Raw genomic sequence first — 22148 nt, 5'->3', positions numbered from 1 at the left:
ACTTTGCCTGCCCTGCGGCCCTCCACCACAGAGGGAAGCAGCCAATGGAGGCAACGCCGATGAACAGCGAGACAGAACCGGGGGACGTGCAGGCGCCGCCAGCACCGACCGAGGCAGACGACGAAGAACCCGAGGTGCTCCCGGACGACCCTGACATCGAGGGCCTCCCGGGAGAACCCCGGCAGCCGGCCTGAAGGAGCGCTAGCCATGAAATTCGATCGTTTCGCCCAATGGCTGGCCAACCGCAGCGGACGTCCAGTGACTTTCGCCGTGGCATTGCTGCTGATCATCGTATGGGGCGTGAGCGGACCGCTGTTCGATTTCAACGATACCTGGCAGCTGGTGATCAACACCTCGACCACCATCATCACCTTCCTCATGGTGTTCCTGATCCAGAACACCCAGAACCGCGACAACGACGAACTGCACATCAAGATCGACGAACTGCTGCGCACCACCCAGCGGGCGCACAAGGCCCTGCTCGACCTCGAGGACATGGGGCCGGCCGAACTGCATGCGCTGCGCAAGCAGTACCAGCAACTGGGCGAGCACGACCAAGCGGCGCCGGGCAACGATGCACCGGCCAAGGACACCCCTGACTGACCCTGGAGGACGGCATGGCCAGACACATCATCCACTACACCGGCCCGATCAATTCCGCGACTTGCGGCAACCTTATCAACACCTGTTCCAAGGCGTTGCAGCAGGGCGCCGAGGTGCTGCAGATCAACATCGCCACCATGGGCGGCGAATGCAGCTACGGTTTCACCCTGTATAACTTCCTGCGCTCACTGCCGGTGCCGGTGCACACCCACAACCTGGGCACGGTCGAATCGATGGGGAACATCCTGTTCCTGGCCGGCAGCCACCGTACCGCCTGCGCCTTCAGCAAGTTCCTGTTCCACCCATTCCACTGGACCCTGCACGGCTCGGTGGACCATGCACGGATGGCCGAGTACGCCATGAGCCTGGACTATGACCTGCGCCTGTATGCGCAGATTGTCGCCGAGCGCACCGAGGGTGCTAGCGAGCGACTTGATGTGACGCGCTACCTGATGGCCTATCCGCGGATCCTGGGGCCCCAGGAAGCGCTCGACAGCGGGATGATCCACGCCGTGGACGAACTGCCGATCGAGGCCGATGCCGTGCAGTGGAGCGTCCATGCCTGAGGCGTGGCGGCGCTGGCCCCGTAGTCGGTCAAGGCGATGGCCAGACGGATAAGTGCCGTCGGTCAGAACCCCGGTACAACAAATGAGCCGTTGGCCTGCGCCCCTGTTCGTAATTAAGTGCACGGCATCTTCGCGCGGCACGTCCAACCCAGCGTAAAGGAGAAACGTCATGGCTCGTGACCAGGATCAGACCGGACAACGCGGCGGCACCAAGGAAACCAACCCCGGCAACTTCGCCAACGACCGTGAAAGGGCCTCACGGGCGGGCCAGAAGGGTGGCCGCAACTCTGGCGGCAACTTCGCCAATGACCGCGCCCGCGCCTCCGAGGCCGGCCGCAAGGGTGGCCGCAACAGCCACGGGAGCGCCAGCGGTTCGTGATACTGCGGGCCCTCCCTTCCTGATTGTCGGACATTTTTTGAATTTTCATGGAACGACGTGATCTGTCAGAAAGTCATCCATGGAGAAGAGGAGGGCCTGCGTCAATGCCAAGTCCCCAGCTGTTTACCATCGAATACCTGCTGCACGGTCAGCCACGGCGTTTCATCATCCGCCAGGAACACATGGACAATGCCGAGGCCTGGCATTGGGCGAGTTGCGACGCGGGTTTGGGGATCATTCCGAAGTTCGGACGCGAGCGCATCAAGAAAGTCAGCCGGCCCATGGCCGAACGGCATGGGATAACCGATGTGCGCTGGCGGGTGTGAACTGGCGGGGACGCATGGTAGGTAATAGACCTCAGCGTAAGAGCGAGCCTGGCCGAATGTCAGTCAGTTAGCGTCACTGAGGCTGCTACGCAGCCTATCGCCGGCAAGCCGGCTCCCACAGGGACCGCGCAATTCATAAGGTCTGCGCTGTATCTGTGGGAGCCGGCTTGCCGGCGATGGGTCGCAAAGCGGCCCTATTGCTCAATTGAGCGTGACCTGCTCTCACACTTCCGTGCACACTCAGGCGCCTGACTCCGGATCGCTGGCCGGTACCCCGGGGCGGTTCTCTTCCTCGGTCAGGTTCGGGTCGGCATCCGGGTCGTCGGCCTGATCGTTGCGGCGGTCTGGCTCGAGTTCCGGCCAGTCGCTCTGCACATCGCCACCGCCCATCCAGTGTTTCGTGCTCATGTCGTCATCCTCTCCTCAGAGTGAAAAAACGGCCCACGGTCGGGCAGGCCGAACACAGGAGTGAACATCGCCACCCTCATGGATTGGGAGGTTGCAAAGCGCTTGAAGGGTCGATTGCATGCCACGGTGCACCGACCAGCGGTCGCTCAGTTTCCGGAATACTTCACCGCGGCGGCCGTGCGGGTCGGCACATTGAGGGTCTTGAGCAGCGACGACACATGGATGCGCACGGTGAATGGCGAGATGTCCAGTGCCCGGGCGATCTCCTTGTTGGTCTTGCCCTGGGCGATCAGGCGCAGCACGTCCTGCTGGCGGTGGGTGAGCTGTTCCAGCTCGCTGGGGGCATCCAGTTGCGGCAGCAACCCACTGGGCGCGTAGTCGACCACCACTTCGCCGTCGCGAATGGCGAGGATGGCCGCGCCGATGGCTTCGGTGCTGACGCTCTTGCCGATGAAACCATCGACGCCGGCGGCCATGACTTCGCAGATCACCTCCGGGTCGTCGACCATCGACACGACGATCAGCGTGGTGCGCTGCAATTGACGGCGCAGTTCGGCGAGGCGGCCAATGCAGGTGAGGCCGGGGAAGCGCAGGTCGAGGATCAGGGTGTCGGGCGTCTCGCCCATGCTGGCCAGCCTGAGCACATCGGCCAGGCTGCCGGCTTCCTCCAGGCACGCCTCAGGCAGGATGCGCCGCACGGTGTTGACCATGGCCTCCCTGAACAGCGGATGGTCATCCGCCACGATGATGCGGCAACTCACGTCGTGGAACTCCCTGTCAGCCGACACATGCTAATTTAGCAGTCACCTGCGGTTTTTTCCCACGCAGCGTGCCGCAAATGCCGACTGGCGCACAAGGACGTTACCCATGAAGTTCGAGAAGAACAACGAGCTGGACCAGGCCAACCTGCGCATCATCGTCGCCTCCTGTGCGATCACCTACGTGGCGTTGCTGGGTTTCCTGCCGGGCCGCTCGCCTGCCACCTACCTGCCGGTGCTGCTCTACTACGCGGGGTTCGTGGTGGTGTCGATCGGCATGCGCCAGGCGATCAAGCGTTGGCCCGGGCACTACCCGGCGCGGCGCATCGTCGGCATGCTGGGCGATTACACCGGCACCAGTTTCGGCCTGGTGGTCGGCGGTGAAACCGCGCTGCCGCTGTATGCGGTGATGGTCTGGATCAACCTGGGCAACGGCATGCGCTTCGGCTCGCGCTACCTGGCCATCGCCACCGTGCTGGCCCTGGCCGCGCTGGTTGTGGTGTGGCAACTGACCCCCTATTGGCAGGAACAGCCGTTCCTGCTGCCGATGCTGCTGACCACCAGCACCCTGATTCCGTTCTATGCCCACCTGCTGCTCGAGCGCACGCGCAAGGCCACGGCCCTGGCCGAGGCGGCGACCCGCGAGAAGTCGCGCTTCCTGGCCCAGGCCAGTCACGACCTGCGCCAGCCGATCCACTCCATCGGCCTGTTCACCGCCTGCCTGCGCGAGGCGCGGCTGGGCGAGGAGGAGCGGCGCCTGGTGGACAGCATCGACCGCTCCCTGCTCAACGTCTCGCAGTTGTTCCGCTCGATCCTCGACCTGTACACCCTGGACAACGGCCGGGTGCAGCCGAAGTGGGAAAGCTTCGCCGTGGACGGTTTCCTGCGCGAGTTGTTGCGCCAGAACAGCGAGGCGGCGCGCTGGGCCGGGGTCGAGATGCGCCTGGTGCCCAGCCGCCACTGGACACGTGCCGACCCGGGGATGCTCGCGACCATGGTGCAGAACGTGCTGTCCAACAGCTTCAAGTACGCCGCCGGGCGCCCGTTGCTGATCGGCGTGCGGCCACGCGGCGAGGGGCTGGCCATCGTCGTCTGCGACCAGGGCCGGGGTATTGCCGAGGAGCACCAGGGTCACGTGTTCGAAGAGTTCTACCGGGTGCGCGAGGCACGTGACAAGGACGTCGAGGGCGTCGGCCTGGGGCTGGCCATCGTCAAGCGACTGGGGCAACTGATGGGTTTGGCGGTCAGTCTGCGCTCGCGCCAGGGGCATGGCACCACGCTGACCTTGCAAGGGCTGCCCAAGGTGCCGGCACTAGTGCCACGGGCCGTTGCCGACCAGGCCGTGCAGGCAGGCATGCTCACCGGTTTGCGGGTGTGCCTGGTGGAGGATGACCACAACGTCCTGCAGGCCACCAGTGCCTTGCTGCAACGCTGGGGGTGCGAGGTGCAGGCCGAGAGCTCGCCCTTTGGCCTGGCCAGTGACTGCGATGTGATCGTTGCCGACTACGACCTGGGCCCACAGGCCACCGGCATCGACTGCATCGACCAGTTGCGCGCGCAACGCGGCGCCGAAGTGCCGGCGCTGATCATGACGGGCCATGATATCGACAGGCTGCAGGGTGCCCTGCAGGCACGGGGTATCGCGGTACTGGCCAAGCCAGTGCGCCCGGCGGAGCTGCGTGCGGCGCTGCGGGGTTTGCGTGAGAGCGTGGCGGCGCCGGTGGTCTAGGCCGGCGCCGTCGACCATCACTGGAATACCGGCGCCTGGCCTTCTTTCCAGCAGGTGGGGGATGGCGTGTAGATACCCATGCCGGCCACGGCCACCAGGCCGCCGCTGGGCACCTGGCAGTCGTACTGGCCCTTGCTGGTGCTGGCGGTGAAGTAGGTGGTGTTGGAGTCGCTGCGCAGGTTGCTGACCTTGCTCACGGGCACGCCCAGGGTGACCTCGGTGCGTTGCTTGAGGGTGTCGGCGCTGGGGCTGGCGGTCTGGCAGCCGGCCACGGCGGCAAGGCCGGCGAGCAGGACGAGGGACTTGAAGGGGAAGGACTTGAGGATCATCGCGTTGCTTCCTTGGCATTGTTCTCGGTACCGCGCCCGCGCCGCCAGGAAGGGGGCTGGCGGTGGGACGCTTGGCCGACTATAGCGCTGGAGTGGCGTTGCGAGATGTAGGGCGGATGTGCGAGATGGCATATTGCCTTTATTATGTGAGGCTTCCTTTGTTCGGCCAGCCAACAAAATCGTCCTGGTGGCTTGTGTGCTTGGTGAAGAGCGGCAGGGGAGGACGATTGCGTGAGTTGGGAAATAATAGTCAAATCACATGCAAAGCATATCTTGAACAAAATACAAGGGTTAGGTAATGCATCATCTCGACTCCTATCTGGATAATTTTCTTAATGGGCACTCCGATGTAGTGGTGTTAAAGGGAAGTTGGGGGGTAGGTAAGACCTGGTACTGGAATGATTATATAAAGAAGAAAAGGCAAGGTGGAGGTGGACAGGTTGATAAATATAGCTATGTTTCCCTATATGGGCTTAATTCTATCGAGCAAGTGAGGAGTAAGATCTATCATGGTGCTGAAAGCTGGTCAGGCGAGCAGGACCTGGCCACTGTTCTAAGCAAGGATGAGGAGCACAGTCGCTCGCGCAAGCTTGCGAATTATCTTGAGGGACTATGGCGAGCAAAAGGAGAACAGCATGAGACTGTTCCCGGGCTAAACAAGCTCTCCGCAGCCCTGAATGCGCTCTCTCACTCGCGAATTGAAAACTACCTGATATGTTTCGATGATCTGGAGCGTAAAGGAGAAAAATTAGAGCTCAAGGAACTGATGGGGCTGATTGATGAATTAAATCAGCAGCGCGCATGCAAAATACTTGTAATTTTTAATGAGGGAGCGCTTTCGGAAAAAGATGCAAGGCAATACGAAGAGAACAAGGAAAAGGTAATAGATACCGAATTTTTATATGAGCCAGATATCAAGCATAATCTTGGCCTGGTTTTCAAGCGTGAGGATTTTTGCTTCGACGAGGTGCGTTTTGTTTGCGAAGCTTTTGAACTAAGCAATATTCGGATTCTGAAAAAAATCAAACGTATGCTGGATGCGCATCAAGGTGCGTTTATTGATTGTAAAAAGCAAGTTGTCACAGATTTCGGTCGTCATGCCTCACTGATAACGTGGGCCTATTTTTCTATGGGGGGCAGCCAAGATCTTAAGGATCTGAAGCGAAGGATTCTGAAGGTGCCCCTCACTGCGATCAAGCTGGATCAAGCGGATGAAAAAAACTCTGAAAGTTGTAGAGAACTGTATCGTGCCCTGAGTACTAGTGGGGTACGTGATACAAAATTTCGAGCACCGATTGTCCGTTATTTGGAAAGAGGTACTCCGGAGTTGTCGGAGATAATATCGATCAAAGAGAGTGCTGAGTTGGTAGTCAGTAGTCAAACGGATAGGGATGCTTGGGACAGGGTGTGGCAACTGTATGAAAATTACTTCTCCGACGATGCGGATGAAATCATCTCCTTGCTACAAGGCTTGATGCAAAGTGGCTATCTCATCAATGATAATCTTGGCGAATTTTTGAAGGCGATCCGCTTACTCACCGTGTTGGGGGTTGATATTGATGGATGGGTGGAGAAATTTATTGAACAGAATCGCAGTGAGTTTGAACGAGGCAGTTATGAGGGCTGGAGAGATATAGGTAATGAACGACTGGTCACGGCTATCGCGACCATGCGATGTGTACCGCAAGTCAAGCGCTGGAGTTTGGATGACATTCTTGAAAATATCATTCGGCATGGAGGGTGGCGTGAGGAAGAGATGAAGGAATTGTGTAACTATACTGCAGATGAGATGTACGCTTGGCTGAAATCGAATGACAGGAATAAGGCGAGAAGGATAAGAAAGGGGCTTGCGGTGTTTGGGCGCTATAAGCAATCCCAGGCGGAGAGGCATGAGGGTGTTGAGCATGTATTATTGATAACGAAGCAGGCGTTCACCCGATTGGCTGCGGAGAGTCCTCTCAATAATCTGCGTGTCGACGAATTTTACAGTTTTACGGTGACGCCCTTGGACCAGCTTACGTTTTTGGAACAGTAGTCTGTTCTGCACAAATGGGTGAATGCTCTGCAAGAAACCACTCCGGTCGGGAACAAAAAATGATCCCGCCGCAGCGGTCAAATGACGCCGGAAAGGGACTTCAAGTCGCTCGCTTGAGCACCAAGGTCAGAATGTCATAACTGGCCACCAGCTCACCCAGCTGGTTGGTCACCTCTACATCCCAGGCCACCACCCCTTGTGCCTGCCCCAGCGGGCTGGTCTTGCCCTGGTCGATCTTGCGCTTGCAGGTCAGGCGCGCCTGGATGGTGTCGCCGATGCCCACCGGGGTGATGAAGCGCAGCGTGTCCAGCCCGTAGTTGGCCAGCACCGGCCCTTCGCCGGGGCTGACGAACAACCCGGCGGCCGCCGACAGCACGAAGTAGCCGTGGGCGATGCGCTTGCCGAACTGCGACTGTTTGGCGGCGATCTCGTCGAAGTGCATGTAGAAGTGATCGCCCGACAGGCAGCCGAAGTTGACCAGGTCGGCCTCGGTTACCGTGCGGCGGTGGGTCAGCAGCGACTCGCCGATGCGCAGGTCGTCGAAATGGCGGCGGAACGGGTGTACTTCGGTTTCGATCACCTCGGCGCCGCGCACGTACTCGCCGGTCACTGCCATCAGCATGCTCGGCGAACCTTGCACGGCGGCGCGCTGCAGGTAGTGCTTGACCGCGCGCAGGCCGCCCAGCTCCTCGCCGCCGCCGGCACGACCGGGGCCGCCGTGCTTGAGCTGCGGCAATGGCGAACCATGCCCGGTGGACTCCTTGGCCGCCTCGCTGTCGAGTACCAGCAACCGCCCGTGCCAGGCCGCCGCCACCGGGATGGCCTTGGCCGCCACGGCGCGGTCGGCGGTGACCAGGCTCGCCACCAGGCTGCCCTTGCCGCGGGCGGCCAGGGCCAAGGCCTCGTCGAGGTCGTCGTAGGCCATCAGCGTGCTGACCGGGCCGAACGCCTCGATATCATGGGCACCGCCCTCGGCATGCGGGTCGCGGGCCAGCAGCAGGGTCGGGGCAAAGAACGCGCCCTCGGCCACGCCATCGCCGACCGGGGTGAAACCGTCACTGGCGCCCAGCAGCTGCTCGCAGGTGGCCAGCAACTGGCGCACGCGCTCGGTGACATCACGCTGCTGGTCATGGGAGGCCAGCGCCCCCATGCGCACGCCTTCCACCGAAGGATCGCCCACCACCACCTTGCGCAGGCGTTCGCGCAGACGAGTGGCTACCGCGTCGATGTGCCTGGCCGGGACGATGGCGCGGCGGATCGCCGTGCATTTCTGCCCGGCCTTGGTGGTCATTTCCCGCGCCACTTCCTTGATGTACAGCTCGAACTCCTCGCTGTCAGGGCTCACGTCCGGGCCAAGGATGGCGCAGTTCAGCGAGTCGGCCTCAGCGTTGAACGGCACCGAGTTACGGATCAGGTTCGGGGTGACGCGCAGCTTGGCTGCGGTGTCGGCGGAGCCGGTAAAGGTCACTACGTCCTGCCCCTGCAGGCGCTCGAGCAGGTCACCGGTGCTGCCGATCACCAGTTGCAGGCTGCCGGCCGGCAACAGGCCCGATTCGTTCATCAGGCGTACCACGGCCTCGGTCAGGTAGCTGGTGGACGTGGCAGGCTTGACGATGCACGGCATGCCGGCCAGGAAGGTCGGGGCGAATTTCTCCAGCATCCCCCAGATCGGGAAGTTGAAGGCGTTGATATGCACGGCCACGCCCGCACGCGGCACCAGGATATGGCTGCCGGCGAAATGGCCTTGCTTGCCCAGGGGGATCGCCGGGCCTTCATGCACCAGATTGCCCGACGGCAGCTCGCGGCGGCCCATGCTCGAATAGGCGAACAGCGTGGCGTTGCCGCCTTCGATGTCGATCCAGCTGTCGGCGCGGGTGGCGCCGCTGTGATGGGACAGGGCGTAGAGCTGCTCCTTGCGCTCGGCCAGGTACAGCGCCAGGGCCTTGAGCCGGGCGGCGCGCTGCTGGAAATCCATGGCCAGCAGCTGCTTCAGGCCCTGGGCGCGGGCAAAGTCCACGGCCTCGGCGAAGTCCGGGCGTTCTTCGTGGCTGTAGGCCAGGACGTGGCCGTCGAGAGCGCTGCGCAGGGCCTGGGCGCCGTGCTGGCCGATCCAGCGGCCGGCGATGAAGCTTTGCAGGGTAGGGGCGGCGGACATGCTGTTCTCCTTTGAAGGGGCGCGCTTACCAGAGCGCCAGGGTGTAGCCGATGATCAGGCGGTTTTCGTCCACGGCATTGGTCAGGCCATTGCCGGAACGGAAGGTGACGTTGCGCCAGCGCAGGCTGACGTCCTTGAGCGGGCCGCTCTGGATCACGTAGGTGATGTCAGTGTCGCGTTCGCGCTCGCGGCCATTGCTGACCGTGGCGGTTTCGGCGTGGCGGCCGTCGGTGTAGCGGGTCATGAAGCTCAGCCCGGGGATGCCCATGGCCACGAAGTCGTAGTCGTAGCGCAGCTGCCAGGAGTCGAGCCCGGCGCGGGTGAAGGTGTTGTAGGTGACCAGGTTGACGGTGTACGGATCGCCGCCGTTGAGGAACGGGAAGGCGCTGTCGCCGGACATCTGCTGCCAGGTGGCGGTGAACTTGTGGGCCTTCACGCCCAGGGTGAACATGGCGTTGAAGTTGCGGTTGTCGATGTTGCCCGCGCGCTCGGCGCCGTCGCCGCGGCTGTCGAAGTAGCGCAGGTCGCTGCGCAGGCTGACGCCCTCGGCCAAGGGCTGGGTATGCAGAAAACCGACGTATTGCTGGCGGTAGATGTCCTCGAGCTTGGCGTAGTAGTAGCTGACGCTGGCCTGCGGGGTGATGGCGTAGCTGCCGCCGCCGAAGTCGAAGTGGTCGCTGCTGGCGGCGCCGTAGCCGATATCATCGCGCCCGGACGAGTCGCGCAGGTTGGCCTTGGTCAGGCGCCCGCCGTTGAAGGTCAGGCCGTCCAGCTCCTGGCTGGTCAGCAGGCCGCCCTGGAAGGTCGAGGCCAGCAGGCGGGTGTCGTTGTACACCACCACCGGCAGGATCGGCTGCAACGTGCCCAGGCGCAGGGTGCTCTTGGAGACCCGCAGCTTGGCGGTCAGACCCAGCTCGCTGTAGTCGTCCACCGGCTCCAGGCTGTTCGGCCCGTAGGGCAGCAGGCCGGTGTTGCGTCGGTCGCGGCTGGAGTCGAGCTTGATGCCCAGTTGGCCCATGGCGTCCACCCCGACGCCAACCGGCCCCTCGGTGAAACCCGACTCGAAGCGGGCGGTGAAGCCCTGGCCCCATTCCTCGGCCTTGCTCTGCGGGGCGTTACCCTGGCGGAAGTCGCGGTTGATGTAGTGGTTGCGCAGTTCGAGGCGGGCGTGACTGTCAGCGATAAAGTCCGCCATGGCCGGCAAGGGCAGGGCGAGGGTGGCCAGCCAGGCGGCTGACTTGAGGTGCGTGCGGTTCATTGTTGTTGTACCCGACATTGTTATTGTTCTTGAAGTCAGTGCTTGCTGGCACCGGCGGCGCCGATACCGGTCATGGAGCGGATGAACTGGGCCAGGTAGCGCCCACGCTCTTCGCGCGCCCGCTGCGAGCCGTCGGTAACCGAGAAGGCCCAGGCCGCGAAGAAGGCCAGCGACATGGAGAACAGCGCCGGGTTGCTGTAGGGGAACAGCGCCCGTTCGTTGTGCAGCACGTTGACCCACACCGCCGGGCCCAGCACCACCAGCACGATCGCCGAGACCAGCCCGGCCAGGCTGCCGCCCACCGCGCCACGGGTGGTCAGGCCTTTCCAGAACATCGAGAGCAGCAGCACCGGGAAGTTGACCGAGGCGGCCACCGCCAGTACCAGGCCGGAGAGGAAGGCGATGTTCTGCGACTCGAACAGCAGCCCCAGCAGCACCGCGAACAGGCCGATCCCCAAGGTGGCCAGGCGCGATACGCGCATTTCTTCCTGCTCGCTGGCCTGGCCCTTGCGCACCACGCAGGCGTACAGGTCGTGGGATACCGCCGAGGCGCCGGACAGCGCAAGGCCTGCGACCACGGCGAGGATGGTGGCGAAGGCCACCGCCGAGATGAAGCCGAGGAACAGGTTGCCGCCCACCGCCTGGGCCAGGTGCACCGCGACCATGTTGCCGCCGCCGATGATCGCCCCCGTGGCGTCGCGATAGGACGGCTCGGTACCGACCATGACGATGGCGCCGAAGCCGATGACGATCAGCAGCAGATAGAAGTAGCCGATGAAACCGGTGGCGTAGAACACGCTCTTGCGCGCTTCCTTGGCGTCGCTGACGGTGAAGAAGCGCATGAGGATATGCGGCAGGCCGGCAGTGCCGAACATCATGCCCAGGCCCAGGGAAATGGCATCCACCGGGTTGGACAGCAGCGCGCCCGGCGCCATGATCGCCTGGCCCTTGGCGTGCACGGCCACGGCGCTGGCGAACATCGCCTCGGTGCTGAAGCCGAAATGCCTGAGCACCATGAATGCCATGAAGGTGGTGCCGGAGAGCAGCATCACCGCCTTGATGATCTGCACCCAGGTGGTGGCGAGCATGCCACCGAAGGTGACGTACAGCACCATCAGCGCACCCACCAGCATCACCGCGTACAGGTAGTTGATGCCGAACAGCAACTCGATCAGCTTGCCGGCACCGACCATCTGCGCCACCAGGTACATCAGCGCCACGGCCAGGGTACCGAAGGCCGAGGTCAGACGCACCGGAGCCTGGGCCAGGCGGTAGGAGACGACGTCGGCGAAGGTGTACTTGCCCAGGTTGCGCAGGCGTTCGGCGATCAGGAACAGGATGATCGGCCAGCCGGCCAGCACGCCCAGGGCATACAGCAGGCCGTCGTAGCCGTTCATGAACATCATTGCCGAGATGCCCAGGAAGGACGCGGCGCTGATCATGTCGCCGGCGATCGCCAGGCCGTTCTGCATGCCGGTGAGGCCGCCGCCGGCGGTGTAGAAGTCGCTGGCCGAGCGGGTGCGCAGGGCGGCCCAGCGGGTCACCAGCAAGGTGAAGCAGACGAACACCAGGAACATCGAGATGGCGGTCCAGTTCATCGCGCGCACTCCTGCTTGACCACTTCGTTGAGCGGGTCGATGACGCGGTTGGCGCGGTGCATGTAGATGCCGGTGAGGGCGAAGGACAGCAGCACCATCAGCACGCCCACCAGCATGCCGACGCTGGTCACCCCGCCGCTGAGGGACTGGCCCAGCACGCCGGGGGCGAAGGCCACCAGCAGGACGAAGCCGTAATAGGCGACAAACATGGTCAGGGTCAGGCTGCCGTTGAGGCGGCGCTTGCGCTTGATCAGTTGCACGAAGGCGGGGTGGTTGCTGATGGTTTCGATGTGTTCGGGTGTCATGGGAGCGTTCTCTCTGGCTGTTGTAATTGTTTTTCAGGTCACGCGGGTGTTGCGGTGTTGCTGAGGGCCTCATCGCTGGCAAGCCAGCTCCCACAGAGATCTTTGTGGGAGCCGGCTTGCCGGCGATGAGGGCGCCTCGGTGTCAGAGCTGATCGAAGTCGAGCACCACCTTGTCGCTCAGCGGGTAGGTCTGGCACGACAGCACATACCCGGCGGCCACTTCGTAGTCTTCCAGGGCATGGTTGCTGTCCATCTCCACCTCGCCCTCGATCACCTTGCACTTGCAGGTCGAGCACACCCCGGCCTTGCACGAGTACGGCAGCTCGGCGCCGATGGCATTGCCGGCGTCGAGCACGCTGCGGGTGTTGCGCGGCAGGTCGAAGGCCAGGGCGCGGCCATCGCTGATCACGGTCACCTGGCTGACCGCCGAATCCAGCTCGCGGGCCGCTTCCCGCGCCTCGCGGCGGGCTTCGCTGCCGGCGGCGGCGAACAGTTCATAGTGGATGCGCGCCTTGTCCATGCCGTTGGCATGCAGGCTATCGCGCACGGTTTCGGTCATGGCCTGTGGGCCGCAGATGAAGGCGGCATCGAGTGAGGTCACGTCGAGCCAGCGGGAGAACAGCTGGCCGCACTTGTCGGCGTCGATGCGGCCGTTGTACAGGTCGACGTCCTGTTGCTCGCGGCTAAACACGAAGATCAGGTTGAGGCGGTCGAGGTATTGGTTCTTCAGGTCCTCGAGGCGGTCGCGGAACAGCGCGCTGTTGCTGGCGCGGTTGCCGTACAGCAAGGTGAAGCAGCTGTCTGGTTCAGTGGCCAGCGTGGTGGCGACCAGCGACAGGAGCGGAGTGATGCCGCTGCCGGCGGCCACGCCCAGGTAGTTGCCCCGGCGCGTCGGCTCCAGCGGCACGAAGAAGTTGCCCGAGGGCGGCATCACTTCGAGCTGCTGGCCGGCCTTGAGCACTTCGTTGGCGAAGGCCGAGAAACGACCGCCGGGCACGCGCTTGACCGCCACGCGCAGCTCGCCATCCTGCACTGCGCTGCAGATCGAATAGGAGCGGCGCACTTCCTCGTCATCGAGCTGGGTGCGCATGACCAGGTACTGGCCCTGGGTGAAACGGAACTCATCGCGCAGGTGCGCGGGCACGTCGAAGGCGATGGACACCGCGTCGCGGGTCTCCTGGCGCACTTGCTTGATGGTCAGGCTGTGAAACTGGCTCATGGCATTCTCCACGGCTCAAAGGCATTTGAAATAGTCGAACGGTTCCAGGCAGGCGCGGCAGCGGTACAGGGCCTTGCAGGCGGTGGAGCCGAACTGGCTGAGCAGTTCGGTATCGGCGCTGCCGCACTGCGGGCAACACACGCTGGGTGCCGCACCGCGCAGGTTGGCGCTGCCCTCGGGTGGGGCGATGCCGTAGGCGCGCAGCCGCTCACGGCCTTGCGCACTGATCCAGTCGGTGCTCCACGCCGGGGTGAGACGACGCTCCAGCGCCGGCTCCGCGAAGCCGGCCTGTTCCAGGGCCTGGCGAATGTCACTCTCGATCACCTCGGTGGCCGGGCAGCCGGAGTAGGTCGGGGTGACCACCAGGTGCAGGTGGCCGGCGCGCCAGTCGAGGTCGCGCACGACACCCAAGTCGACCACGCTGACTACCGGTACTTCCGGGTCCATCACCTCGGCCAGCACCGCCCAGGCCCGGCTCAGGTCGCCATCGCGCAAGGCCCTGGCGCCGCGGTCGCCGGCGATCAGCTCACCAGGTCGCATCGGGGTAGGCTCGCGGCAGAAACTGCATTTCAGCCAGCAGCAGGCCGAGGTGTTCGCTGTGCAGGCCCTTGCGCCCGTCCAGGTAGAAGTGGCTGGCGGCCTTGGGCAGGGGCAGGTCGACCGAGGCGAAGATGGCCGTGACGGTGTTCAGCCAGTGCTGGCCGATCCGCGCCGGGTCGGCGCCGATACCGGCATTGGCCAGCTGGACTTCGCCGTCGTTGGCCACGCTCAATTCGACCGTGAAGCGCCACAGTGTCGGGATGGCTTCGAGCATGCGCCGACGGCTTTCTTCAGTACCGCCGCCCAGGCGCTGCACCCACTCGCCGGAGCGGCGCAGGTGGTAGGTGACTTCTTTCAGGGCCTTGGCGGCGATGCCGGCGATGCGTTCATCGCTGGAGGCCGTGAGCCCTTCGAGCGTGGCGTGGTGCCAGGCGTCGTAGAGGAACTGCTTGAGCATGGTGACGGCGTAGTCGCCGTTGGGTTGCTCGACCAGCAGCAGGTTGCGGTAGGCGCGCTCGTCGCGGCGGAACGCCAGGGCATCGGCGTCGCGGCCGTCGTCCAGCAGTTCGGCGGCGTAGTCCAGCCAGTTACGCGCTTGGCCCACCAAGTCGAGGCCGACGTTCATCAGCGCCAGTTCTTCTTCCAGCGCCGGCGCCTTGCCGCACCACTCGCACAGGCGCTGGCCCTGGACCAGGGCGCTGTCGCCGAGCAGCAGCAGGTATTGGATGAGTGCTTGCTTGTGCATGGCGGGCCTCACATGTGTCCGACTTCGGCGGGCAGCTCGTAGAAGCTGGCATGGCGGTAGATCTTGTCGTCCGCCGGGGCGAACAGTGGGTCCTTCTCGTCGGGCGAAGAGGCGGTGATCAGCGCCGAGGGCACCACCCACAGGCTCACGCCTTCGCTGCGGCGGGTGTACAGCTCGCGGGCGTTCTCGATGGCCATGGCGGCGTCGGCGGCGTGCACGCTGCCGACGTGCTTGTGGTTCAGGCCGTGCTTGCTGCGCACGAATACTTCGTAGAGGGTCCAGTCAGACATGCTCGATCTCCGCATCGATGGCCGCTTCAGGCGGCGTTCTTGTTCTGTTGCTTGCGCGCATAGGCCACGGCGGCCTCGCGTACCCAGGCGCCGTCTTCGATGGCCTTGCGGCGGGTGGTGACGCGCTCCTGGTTGCATGGGCCGTTGCCCTTGAGCACCTCGTAGAACTCTTCCCACTGGATCTGGCCGAAGTCGTAATGGCCGCGTTCGGCGTTCCACCTGAGCTCAGGGTCGGGAGCGGTGCAGCCGAGCAGTTCCAGCTGTGGCACGGTCTGGTCGATGAAGCGCTGGCGCAGTTCATCGTTGCTCTGGCGCTTGATCTTCCAGGCCATGGACTGGGCGCTGTTGGGCGAATGTTCGTCGCTGGGGCCGAACATCATCAGCGCCGGCCACCACAGGCGGTCGATGGCGTCCTGGACCATGTCCTGCTGCGCCTGGGTGCCGTGGCGCATCATGGTCAGCAGCAGTTCGTAGCCCTGGCGCTGGTGGAAGCTTTCTTCCTTGCAGATGCGGATCATGGCGCGGGAGTAGGGGCCGTAGGAGGTGCGCTGCAGCACCACCTGGTTGACGATCGCCGCGCCGTCCACCAGCCAGCCCACCGCGCCCATGTCGGCCCAGCTCAGGGTCGGGTAGTTGAAGATGCTCGAGTACTTGGCCTTGCCGCTGTGCAGCTTGGCGATCTCTTCGTCGCGGTCGGCGCCAAGGGTTTCCATGGCGCTGTACAGGTACAGGCCGTGGCCGGCCTCGTCCTGGATCTTGGCCATCAACTGCAGCTTGCGCTTGAGCGAGGGGGCGCGAGTGACCCAGTTGCCTTCCGGGAGCATGCCGACGATCTCGGAATGGGCGTGCTGGGAAATCTGGCGGATGAGCGTCTGGCGGTAGGCCTCGGGCATCCAGTTCTTGGCTTCGATCTTGATCTCGGCGTCGATCTTCTCCTGGAAGGCGCGCTCTTCGGGCGACATCTCTTCCAGGGTCTTCAGGCGTTTGACGCCGGTTTCTACGAGCTGTGCGTACATGGTCGGGCTCCCGCTGATGGGCTGCTTGGGGCGTGGGTCATTTATAAGCGATACAAAACACAACATCAAACAGTATTTGATGTATCAAATGAGATTTGTGTATCGCTTTTTCAGTGCTCGACGGGGAGTCGAGGAGTGTTTGAGATCGAGCGCCGCCCGCGCGGCGCATCGCGGATGAATCCGCTCCTACATTTGTTGCAACGTACCGAACCTGTTAGGCCATGGTTGCCAGCCTTGGCGCTTGTCTTGGGACGAGCGGGGTGGCGGCAATGCCCACCAAAAAATTGCGTCGAGCGCACAAGGCTTACAACCATGGCCTATCAGGCATGGCCACGTTGCAATAGATGTAGGAGCGGATTCATCCGCGATGCGCCGCGCGGGCGGCGCTCTATCTAGAGCGCGCTGCCAGGCTTCCGTCTGGTACCCTGCCACCGCCACTCAGGTGTAAAAAGCCCAGGACGATGCCTGGGCTTTCGCAGAACGCTACCTGTCAGCTGGCCAGCCGCTTGTCATACACATGACAGGCCTTGCCTTCCGAGCGCTTCAGCGTGCCGCACGGCTGCAGCTGGATCTGCGTGCTGATGCCGATGTAGGTCTTGATCTGCTTCGCCAGTTCACCCACCACCTGCTTGCGCTGGCCCTCGTCGAGGTACTGGCTGTCGCTGCGCAGTTCAACATGCACCTCGACGCTGTCGAGATTGCCATTACGATACAGGTGAATCTCATACAGCTCGGAAAGCTGTTTTATCTTGAGTACCTGCTCCTCGATCTGCGTCGGGAACACATTGACCCCGCGTATGATCAGCATGTCGTCGCTGCGCCCGGTGATCTTGCCGATGCGCCGCATCGGTCGCGCCGTGCCCGGCAGCAGGCGGGTGAGGTCGCGGGTACGGTAGCGCACCATCGGCAACGCCTCCTTGCTCAGCGAGGTGAACACCAGCTCGCCGAGCTGGCCGTCCGGCAGCACCTGGCCTGTGACCGGGTCGATGATCTCGGGGTAGAAATGGTCTTCCCAGATGGTCGGGCCGTCCTTGGTCTCGATGCACTCCATGGCCACGCCCGGGCCCATGATTTCCGACAGCCCGTAGATATCCAGGGCGTCGATGCCCAGGCGCTGCTCGATGGCGCGGCGCAGTTCGTCGGTCCAGGGTTCGGCGCCGAAGATGCCCAGGCGCAACTTGAGGTCGTGCGGGTCGATACCCTGGCGCTCGATCTCATCGGCGAGGTTGAGCATGTACGAGGGGGTGACCATGATGATGTCCGGCTGGAAGTCGCGGATCAGCTGCACCTGCTTCTCGGTCTGGCCGCCGGACATGGGGATCACCGTGCAGCCCAGGCGCTCGGCGCCGTAGTGCGCGCCCAGGCCGCCGGTGAACAGGCCGTAGCCGTAGGAGACATGCACCTTGTCGCCGCGGCGCCCGCCGGCGGCGCGAATCGAGCGCGCCACCACGTTGGCCCAGGTGTCGATATCGTTCTGGGTGTAGCCGACCACCGTCGGCTTGCCGGTGGTGCCGCTGGAGGCGTGCAGGCGCACCACCTGGTCCTGGGGCACGGCAAACATGCCGTAGGGGTAGTTGTCGCGCAGGTCGTTCTTGCCGGTGAAGGGGAAGCGGGCCAGGTCCTCCAGCGATTTCAGGTCGTCGGGATGGGCGCCGCAGGCGTCGAAGCGCTGGCGGTACAGCGGCACATTGGCGTAGGCGTGGTTCAGGCTCCAGCGCAGGCGCTCCAGCTGGTGCTGGCGCAGTGCATCTAGGCTGGCGGTTTCCATCGGGTCGAGCAGGGCGCGGTCGGCATCGTGGTAGAGATTCATGGTTTCACTCGAGTTGTTCTTGTCGTGGGCCGGGGCCCTGAGTGTCATGGCAGGCAGCATACTGCCCGCGTCGCGTGGCGTCTCTGGCGGCTGATCAGAGGCGCTCGATCACCAGGGCGATGCCCTGGCCGACGCCGATGCACATGGTGCACAGGGCGTAACGGCCGCCGATCTGCTCCAGTTGGTGCAAGGCGGTGGTGACCAGGCGTGCGCCGCTCATGCCCAGCGGGTGGCCCAGGGCAATGGCGCCACCGTTGGGGTTGACCCGCGGATCGTCGTCGGTCAGGCCCAGCTCGCGCAGCACGGCCAGACCCTGGGCGGCAAAGGCTTCGTTGAGCTCGATCACGTCCATGTCGGCCAGCGCCAGGCCAGTCAGCTCCAGTACCTTGTGGGTCGCCGGCACCGGGCCGATGCCCATTAGGCGTGGTTCGACGCCCGCCACCGCCAGGCCGAGCACCCGGCCACGGGCCTTGAGGCCGTGGCGTTGCGCGGCCCGTGGGCTGGCCAGCAGCAGGGCGCAGGCGCCGTCATTGACCCCCGAGGCATTGCCGGCGGTGACGCTGCCGCCCTCACGGAACGGCGTGCCCAGGCGCGCCAGTTGTTCCAGGGTGGTGTCGCCTCGTGGATGTTCATCGTGCTCGACGCGTTTGGGCGGGCCTTTGCGCTGCGGGATCTCCACCGTGACGATCTCCTGGGCCAGACGACCATTGGCCTGGGCGGCGGCGGCCTTGAGCTGGCTGCGCAGGGCGAAGGCATCCTGGTCTTCGCGGGAGATGTCGAAGCGCTCGGCGACGTTCTCGGCGGTTTCGGGCATCGAATCGATGCCGTATTGCGCCTGCATCGACGGGTTGACGAAGCGCCAGCCGATGGTGGTGTCGAACAACTGCGCGCTGCGGCCAAAGGCCTGTTCCGACTTGCCCATGACGAAGGGTGCCCGCGACATCGACTCGACGCCGCCGGCCAGCATCAGCCCGGCTTCGCCGCAGCGCAGGGCGCGGGCGGCGTTGCCGATGGCGTCCAGGCCCGAGCCGCACAGGCGGTTGATCGTGGTGCCGGGCACCTCGATCGGCAGCCCGGCCAGCAGGCCGGCCATGCGCGCGACGTTGCGGTTGTCTTCGCCGGCCTGGTTGGCGCAGCCGAGGATCACATCGTCCAGCGCCGCCCAGTCCAGCCCGGGGTGGCGCGCCATCAGCGCCTTGATCGGCACCGCGGCAAGGTCGTCGGGGCGCACGCTCGACAGGGCGCCGCCGTAGCGGCCGATGGGGGTGCGCACGGCATCGATGATCAGCGCGTGGGGCAGGCTGGCGTCAGTCATTTGAAGTCTCCGGCGACAGCACGGTGCCGCGCACTTTGTAGGATTTGCCGTGGAACAGGGCGATCAGTTCGCCCTGCTGGTTCTCGATGCGCACGTCGTAGTTGCCGGTGCGGCCTTTGCGGCTCTGTTCGCTGGCGCTGGCCTGCAGGCGGTCGCCGAGCCGCGCCGGGGCCACATAGTCGATGCTGCAACCCAAGGCCACGGCCGCTTCATCGTAGCTGTTGCAGGCGAAGGCGAAGGCCGAATCGGCCAGGGCGAACAGGTAGCCGCCATGGCAGGTGCCGTGGCCCTGGATCATGTCGGCGCGCACGGTCATGCCCAGGCGGGCGCTGCCGGGGCCGGCTTCGAGCAGTTCGATGCCCAGGCCCTGGCTGGCGGCGTCACGGCCGAACATGGCCTCGGCGCAGGCGCGGGCCAATGAGTGTGCGGATTGATCAGCCATGCAGGCGGCCTCCTTCGGCGTGGGTGCGGCGCAGCAACAGGGACGGGCGATAACGTTCCTCGCCGTAGCTGCGTTGCAGGTTGTCGAGCACGTTCAGGGTGTAGTCGATGCCCAGTTGGTCGGCCCAGGCCAGCGGCCCGCGCGGGTAGTTGACCCCGGCGCGCATGGCCAGGTCGATGTCGCCGGGGGTGGCGACGCCTTGCAGTACGGCATCGGCGGCTTCGTTGGCGAGCATGGCCACGGTGCGCAGCACCACCAGGCCGGGCAGGTCCGCCACTGGGCAGGCGCTCAGGCCGGCCCGGGCAAGCAGGGCGACGGCCTGGTCCAGGGCCACGGCGCTGCATTCGGCGCCGTGGCTGATGGCCAGGCGCGGGGCGCTGGCGTAGTCCAGGGCCAGGTCCAGCTGCACCAGGTTGCGCAAGCCGTCCTCGCGGGCGCGCTGGCTGGCCAGGCGGCCATCGGACAACGCCAGGGTGGCATCTCCCACACGGAGCAGGCCGGGGCCGGCGCGTTCGGTGACGCCGACACCGTTGGCGCGCAAGCGCTCGACCAGGGGCTGCAGGGCACCCAGGTCACCTTCCACCGTGCAGCGTTCGACAGGCGTCTGGCTGGTCAATGTCGCGGGCTGTAGCCGTTCGGCACCCTCGGCGTAGTTATAAAAGCCCTGGCCGCTCTTGCGCCCGAGACGCCCGGCATCGACCAGCTCTTTCTGCACCAGCGACGGCTGAAAGCGGAAATCACCATAGAAGGCTTCGAACACCGAGCAGGTCACCGCGTAGTTGACGTCGTGACCGATCAGGTCGGTCAGCTCGAAGGCGCCCATGCGAAAGCCCCCGGCGTCGCGCAGCAGGGCATCGAGGGTGGCGCAGTCGGCGGCGCCTTCCTGCAGCAGGCGCAGGCTTTCGGCATAGAAGGGTCGGGCCACGCGGTTGACGATAAAGCCCGGCGTCGAGCGGGCATGCACCGGTTGCTTGCCCCAGGCCCGGGCGGTGTCGTAAAGCGTGGTCGCCAGGCTCGGCGCAGTGGCCAGCCCGGAGACGACCTCCACCAGCGCCATCAAGGGCGCCGGGTTGAAGAAGTGCATACCAATGACCCGTTCCGGGTGCTTGAGCCCGGCGGCGAGGCTGGTGATCGACAGCGAGGAAGTGTTGCTGGCCAGGATGCAGTCCGTGGCGCACAGGGCTTCAAGCCGACGCAGCAGGTCCTGTTTGACGGGCAGTTGTTCGACGATGGCTTCGATCACCAGATGGGCGTCGGCCAGGGCGTCGAGGCTGTCCACCGGTTGCAGCCGGTCGCGGATCGCGCTGCGGCTGTCAGGCGCAAGCTTGCCTTTTTCCACCTGCCGGCCGAGCAGGCGATCGATGCCTTCGATCGCCTGCTCGGCGGCGCCGGGGCGCGTATCGTAGAGACGCACGGGATGGCCGGCCTGGGCCGCCACCTGGGCGATGCCGGCCCCCATGGCGCCCGCGCCGATCACTGCCACGATGGAATTGCTGTCGAGTGCGGCCATGATCAGCGCCCCTTGAACACAGGTGTGCGTTTGTTCATGAAGGCGCTGACTCCCTCGCGGTAGTCCTCGCTGCGCCCGGCCAGGCGCTGGAGGTCGCGCTCCAGCTCCAGCTGTTCATCGAAGCGGTTGTCGAAACTCTGGTTGAGGGCACGCTTGATCAGGGCCAGGCCGTAGGTGGGCTGGGCCGCCAGGTGACGGGCCAGGCCGAGTGCTTCGTCGCGCAGCGCGGCATCGTCCACCACCCGGTGGATCAACCCCCATTGCTCGGCCTGCTCGGCGCTCAGGCGTTCGCCCAGCAGGGCCAGCGCCTTGGCCCGGGCCATGCCGACCAGTCTGGGCAGCAGCCAGGTGCCGCCGGAGTCCGGCACCAGGCCAATCTTGCAGAACGCCTGGATGAAGCTCGCCGAGCGTGCCGCCAGCACCAGGTCGCAGGCCAGTGGCAGGTTGGCGCCGGCACCGGCGGCCACGCCGTTGACCGCGCAGATCACCGGCAGCGGCAGGTCGCGCAGGCTGCGCACCAGCGGGTTGTAGAACTGTTCGATGGACTGGCCAAGGTCGGGCAGCTCGGCGCCGGGCGCGACATTGCGGTCGGCCAGGTCCTGGCCTGCGCAGAAGCCACGGCCTTCGCCGGTCAACAGCAGTACCCGGGCGCGTTCGCTGTGGCGTACCTGCTTCAAGGCCTCGCGCACCTCCAGGTGCATCGCGGTATTGAAGCTGTTGAGCTGCTCGGGCCGGTTGAGCGAGAGGAGGGCAACGCCGTCGTTGCCGATGGAAAACAGGATGTGCTGGAAAGACATGACTGGCTCGCTCCG

22 protein-coding genes and 1 pseudogene are annotated in these 22148 nt (G+C 64.5%); 6 read left to right on the top strand and 17 right to left on the bottom strand.

Going from position 1 to position 22148, the window contains the following annotated elements; genetic code table 11:
* Window positions 1–207: 207 nt before the first annotated feature.
* From CCOS191_RS13545 to CCOS191_RS13530, 4 genes are all read left to right on the top strand, one after another.
* Complete coding sequence (locus tag CCOS191_RS13545; RefSeq protein WP_046855652.1) at window positions 208–603, top strand: low affinity iron permease family protein; 396 nt, start codon at window positions 208–210, stop codon at window positions 601–603.
* A gap of 14 nt (window positions 604–617) precedes the next feature.
* Window positions 618–1169, top strand: coding sequence for an ATP-dependent Clp protease proteolytic subunit (locus tag CCOS191_RS13540; protein ID WP_046855651.1), 552 nt, complete (start codon window positions 618–620; stop codon window positions 1167–1169).
* Between the two features lie 169 nt (window positions 1170–1338).
* A complete protein-coding gene (locus CCOS191_RS13535) occupies window positions 1339–1548 on the top strand; it encodes a general stress protein (protein ID WP_046855650.1) in 210 nt (69 codons plus the stop codon).
* A gap of 104 nt (window positions 1549–1652) precedes the next feature.
* Window positions 1653–1874 carry a DUF6555 family protein gene (locus CCOS191_RS13530; protein WP_046855649.1) on the top strand — a complete coding sequence of 74 codons (222 nt, stop codon included), beginning with the start codon at window positions 1653–1655 and terminating at the stop codon, window positions 1872–1874.
* Window positions 1875–2114: 240 nt separating this feature from the next.
* On the opposite strand, the gene CCOS191_RS27955 is transcribed toward CCOS191_RS13530, so the two are convergent.
* Both CCOS191_RS27955 and CCOS191_RS13525 read right to left on the bottom strand, forming a co-directional pair.
* A complete protein-coding gene (locus CCOS191_RS27955; RefSeq protein WP_156177584.1) occupies window positions 2115–2282 on the bottom strand; it encodes a hypothetical protein in 168 nt (55 codons plus the stop codon).
* Window positions 2283–2428: 146 nt separating this feature from the next.
* Window positions 2429–3043 (bottom strand): LuxR C-terminal-related transcriptional regulator, encoded by a 615-nt coding sequence (locus tag CCOS191_RS13525; RefSeq protein WP_046855648.1) that lies wholly within the window; start codon window positions 3041–3043, stop codon window positions 2429–2431.
* A 106-nt stretch (window positions 3044–3149) separates the two neighbouring features.
* Between CCOS191_RS13525 and CCOS191_RS13520 the strand changes: the two genes are divergently transcribed.
* The gene (locus CCOS191_RS13520) at window positions 3150–4769 is read left to right on the top strand and encodes an ATP-binding response regulator (RefSeq protein ID WP_046855647.1); all 1620 of its coding nucleotides are present in this window, start codon (window positions 3150–3152) and stop codon (window positions 4767–4769) included.
* 17 nt (window positions 4770–4786) lie between these two features.
* Here CCOS191_RS13520 and CCOS191_RS13515 read toward each other — a convergent pair whose 3' ends face one another.
* Complete coding sequence (locus tag CCOS191_RS13515; protein WP_046855646.1) at window positions 4787–5098, bottom strand: hypothetical protein; 312 nt, start codon at window positions 5096–5098, stop codon at window positions 4787–4789.
* A 298-nt stretch (window positions 5099–5396) separates the two neighbouring features.
* On the opposite strand from CCOS191_RS13515, the gene CCOS191_RS13510 reads away from it, so the two are divergent.
* The gene (locus tag CCOS191_RS13510; RefSeq protein WP_156177582.1) at window positions 5397–7133 is read left to right on the top strand and encodes a hypothetical protein; all 1737 of its coding nucleotides are present in this window, start codon (window positions 5397–5399) and stop codon (window positions 7131–7133) included.
* 100 nt (window positions 7134–7233) lie between these two features.
* On the opposite strand, the gene paaZ is transcribed toward CCOS191_RS13510, so the two are convergent.
* From paaZ to paaG, 14 genes and pseudogenes are all read right to left on the bottom strand, one after another.
* A complete protein-coding gene (gene paaZ / locus CCOS191_RS13505) occupies window positions 7234–9288 on the bottom strand; it encodes a phenylacetic acid degradation bifunctional protein PaaZ (protein WP_046855644.1) in 2055 nt (684 codons plus the stop codon).
* 25 nt (window positions 9289–9313) lie between these two features.
* Window positions 9314–10546 (bottom strand): OprD family porin, encoded by a 1233-nt coding sequence (locus CCOS191_RS13500; protein ID WP_046855643.1) that lies wholly within the window; start codon window positions 10544–10546, stop codon window positions 9314–9316.
* Window positions 10547–10581: 35 nt separating this feature from the next.
* Window positions 10582–12150 (bottom strand): annotated as a pseudogene (locus CCOS191_RS13495) (cation acetate symporter); the annotation flags it as partial.
* On the bottom strand, window positions 12141–12449 hold the full coding sequence (locus CCOS191_RS13490; protein ID WP_023631978.1) for a DUF485 domain-containing protein: 309 nt from the start codon (window positions 12447–12449) through the stop codon (window positions 12141–12143). The pseudogene CCOS191_RS13495 and the gene CCOS191_RS13490, both read right to left, overlap by 10 nt.
* 142 nt (window positions 12450–12591) lie before the next feature.
* A complete protein-coding gene (paaE, locus tag CCOS191_RS13485) occupies window positions 12592–13668 on the bottom strand; it encodes a 1,2-phenylacetyl-CoA epoxidase subunit PaaE (protein ID WP_046855641.1) in 1077 nt (358 codons plus the stop codon).
* Window positions 13669–13683: 15 nt separating this feature from the next.
* On the bottom strand, window positions 13684–14208 hold the full coding sequence (gene paaD, locus CCOS191_RS13480) for a 1,2-phenylacetyl-CoA epoxidase subunit PaaD (RefSeq protein WP_038706123.1): 525 nt from the start codon (window positions 14206–14208) through the stop codon (window positions 13684–13686).
* The gene (gene paaC / locus CCOS191_RS13475; protein ID WP_046855640.1) at window positions 14195–14953 is read right to left on the bottom strand and encodes a 1,2-phenylacetyl-CoA epoxidase subunit PaaC; all 759 of its coding nucleotides are present in this window, start codon (window positions 14951–14953) and stop codon (window positions 14195–14197) included. Before paaC ends, paaD begins: the two co-directional genes overlap by 14 nt.
* An 8-nt stretch (window positions 14954–14961) precedes the next feature.
* Window positions 14962–15243 (bottom strand): 1,2-phenylacetyl-CoA epoxidase subunit PaaB, encoded by a 282-nt coding sequence (paaB, locus tag CCOS191_RS13470; protein ID WP_046855639.1) that lies wholly within the window; start codon window positions 15241–15243, stop codon window positions 14962–14964.
* A 26-nt stretch (window positions 15244–15269) separates the two neighbouring features.
* The gene (paaA, locus tag CCOS191_RS13465; protein ID WP_046855638.1) at window positions 15270–16259 is read right to left on the bottom strand and encodes a 1,2-phenylacetyl-CoA epoxidase subunit PaaA; all 990 of its coding nucleotides are present in this window, start codon (window positions 16257–16259) and stop codon (window positions 15270–15272) included.
* Between the two features lie 490 nt (window positions 16260–16749).
* Window positions 16750–18069, bottom strand: a complete 1320-nt coding sequence (gene paaK / locus CCOS191_RS13460) for a phenylacetate--CoA ligase PaaK (protein ID WP_038707537.1) — start codon at window positions 18067–18069, stop codon at window positions 16750–16752.
* A 94-nt stretch (window positions 18070–18163) separates the two neighbouring features.
* On the bottom strand, window positions 18164–19384 hold the full coding sequence (pcaF, locus tag CCOS191_RS13455) for a 3-oxoadipyl-CoA thiolase (RefSeq protein ID WP_046855637.1): 1221 nt from the start codon (window positions 19382–19384) through the stop codon (window positions 18164–18166).
* Complete coding sequence (gene paaI / locus CCOS191_RS13450; protein ID WP_046855636.1) at window positions 19377–19826, bottom strand: hydroxyphenylacetyl-CoA thioesterase PaaI; 450 nt, start codon at window positions 19824–19826, stop codon at window positions 19377–19379. Before paaI ends, pcaF begins: the two co-directional genes overlap by 8 nt.
* A complete protein-coding gene (gene paaH, locus CCOS191_RS13445) occupies window positions 19819–21336 on the bottom strand; it encodes a 3-hydroxyacyl-CoA dehydrogenase PaaH (RefSeq protein ID WP_046855635.1) in 1518 nt (505 codons plus the stop codon). The genes paaI and paaH overlap by 8 nt, the downstream gene beginning before the upstream one ends.
* Before the next feature lie 2 nt (window positions 21337–21338).
* Window positions 21339–22133, bottom strand: coding sequence for a 2-(1,2-epoxy-1,2-dihydrophenyl)acetyl-CoA isomerase PaaG (gene paaG, locus CCOS191_RS13440; protein ID WP_046855634.1), 795 nt, complete (start codon window positions 22131–22133; stop codon window positions 21339–21341).
* Window positions 22134–22148: the final 15 nt, after the last annotated feature.

The sequence above is a fragment of the Pseudomonas sp. CCOS 191 genome, from assembly GCF_001007005.1.
GTDB lineage: Bacteria > Pseudomonadota > Gammaproteobacteria > Pseudomonadales > Pseudomonadaceae > Aquipseudomonas > Aquipseudomonas soli.
This window is presented reverse-complemented; position numbering and strand designations above follow the sequence as displayed.

What these genes read in the sequence shown, in the direction of transcription:
- paaZ (WP_046855644.1), bottom strand. Translation starts at nt 9,288, where the DNA reads ATGTCCGCCGCCCCTACCCTGCAAAGCTTCATCGCCGGCCGCTGGATC.
- paaE (WP_046855641.1), bottom strand. Translation starts at nt 13,668, where the DNA reads ATGAGCCAGTTTCACAGCCTGACCATCAAGCAAGTGCGCCAGGAGACC.
- CCOS191_RS13520 (WP_046855647.1), top strand. Translation starts at nt 3,150, where the DNA reads ATGAAGTTCGAGAAGAACAACGAGCTGGACCAGGCCAACCTGCGCATC.
- CCOS191_RS27955 (WP_156177584.1), bottom strand. Translation starts at nt 2,282, where the DNA reads ATGAGCACGAAACACTGGATGGGCGGTGGCGATGTGCAGAGCGACTGG.
- CCOS191_RS13510 (WP_156177582.1), top strand. Translation starts at nt 5,397, where the DNA reads ATGCATCATCTCGACTCCTATCTGGATAATTTTCTTAATGGGCACTCC.
- paaC (WP_046855640.1), bottom strand. Translation starts at nt 14,953, where the DNA reads ATGCACAAGCAAGCACTCATCCAATACCTGCTGCTGCTCGGCGACAGC.
- CCOS191_RS13515 (WP_046855646.1), bottom strand. Translation starts at nt 5,098, where the DNA reads ATGATCCTCAAGTCCTTCCCCTTCAAGTCCCTCGTCCTGCTCGCCGGC.
- paaI (WP_046855636.1), bottom strand. Translation starts at nt 19,826, where the DNA reads ATGGCTGATCAATCCGCACACTCATTGGCCCGCGCCTGCGCCGAGGCC.
- CCOS191_RS13535 (WP_046855650.1), top strand. Translation starts at nt 1,339, where the DNA reads ATGGCTCGTGACCAGGATCAGACCGGACAACGCGGCGGCACCAAGGAA.
- paaK (WP_038707537.1), bottom strand. Translation starts at nt 18,069, where the DNA reads ATGAATCTCTACCACGATGCCGACCGCGCCCTGCTCGACCCGATGGAA.
- paaA (WP_046855638.1), bottom strand. Translation starts at nt 16,259, where the DNA reads ATGTACGCACAGCTCGTAGAAACCGGCGTCAAACGCCTGAAGACCCTG.
- CCOS191_RS13530 (WP_046855649.1), top strand. Translation starts at nt 1,653, where the DNA reads ATGCCAAGTCCCCAGCTGTTTACCATCGAATACCTGCTGCACGGTCAG.
- CCOS191_RS13490 (WP_023631978.1), bottom strand. Translation starts at nt 12,449, where the DNA reads ATGACACCCGAACACATCGAAACCATCAGCAACCACCCCGCCTTCGTG.
- CCOS191_RS13540 (WP_046855651.1), top strand. Translation starts at nt 618, where the DNA reads ATGGCCAGACACATCATCCACTACACCGGCCCGATCAATTCCGCGACT.
- pcaF (WP_046855637.1), bottom strand. Translation starts at nt 19,384, where the DNA reads ATGACTGACGCCAGCCTGCCCCACGCGCTGATCATCGATGCCGTGCGC.
- paaH (WP_046855635.1), bottom strand. Translation starts at nt 21,336, where the DNA reads ATGGCCGCACTCGACAGCAATTCCATCGTGGCAGTGATCGGCGCGGGC.
- CCOS191_RS13500 (WP_046855643.1), bottom strand. Translation starts at nt 10,546, where the DNA reads ATGAACCGCACGCACCTCAAGTCAGCCGCCTGGCTGGCCACCCTCGCC.
- paaG (WP_046855634.1), bottom strand. Translation starts at nt 22,133, where the DNA reads ATGTCTTTCCAGCACATCCTGTTTTCCATCGGCAACGACGGCGTTGCC.
- CCOS191_RS13545 (WP_046855652.1), top strand. Translation starts at nt 208, where the DNA reads ATGAAATTCGATCGTTTCGCCCAATGGCTGGCCAACCGCAGCGGACGT.
- paaD (WP_038706123.1), bottom strand. Translation starts at nt 14,208, where the DNA reads ATGCGACCTGGTGAGCTGATCGCCGGCGACCGCGGCGCCAGGGCCTTG.
- paaB (WP_046855639.1), bottom strand. Translation starts at nt 15,243, where the DNA reads ATGTCTGACTGGACCCTCTACGAAGTATTCGTGCGCAGCAAGCACGGC.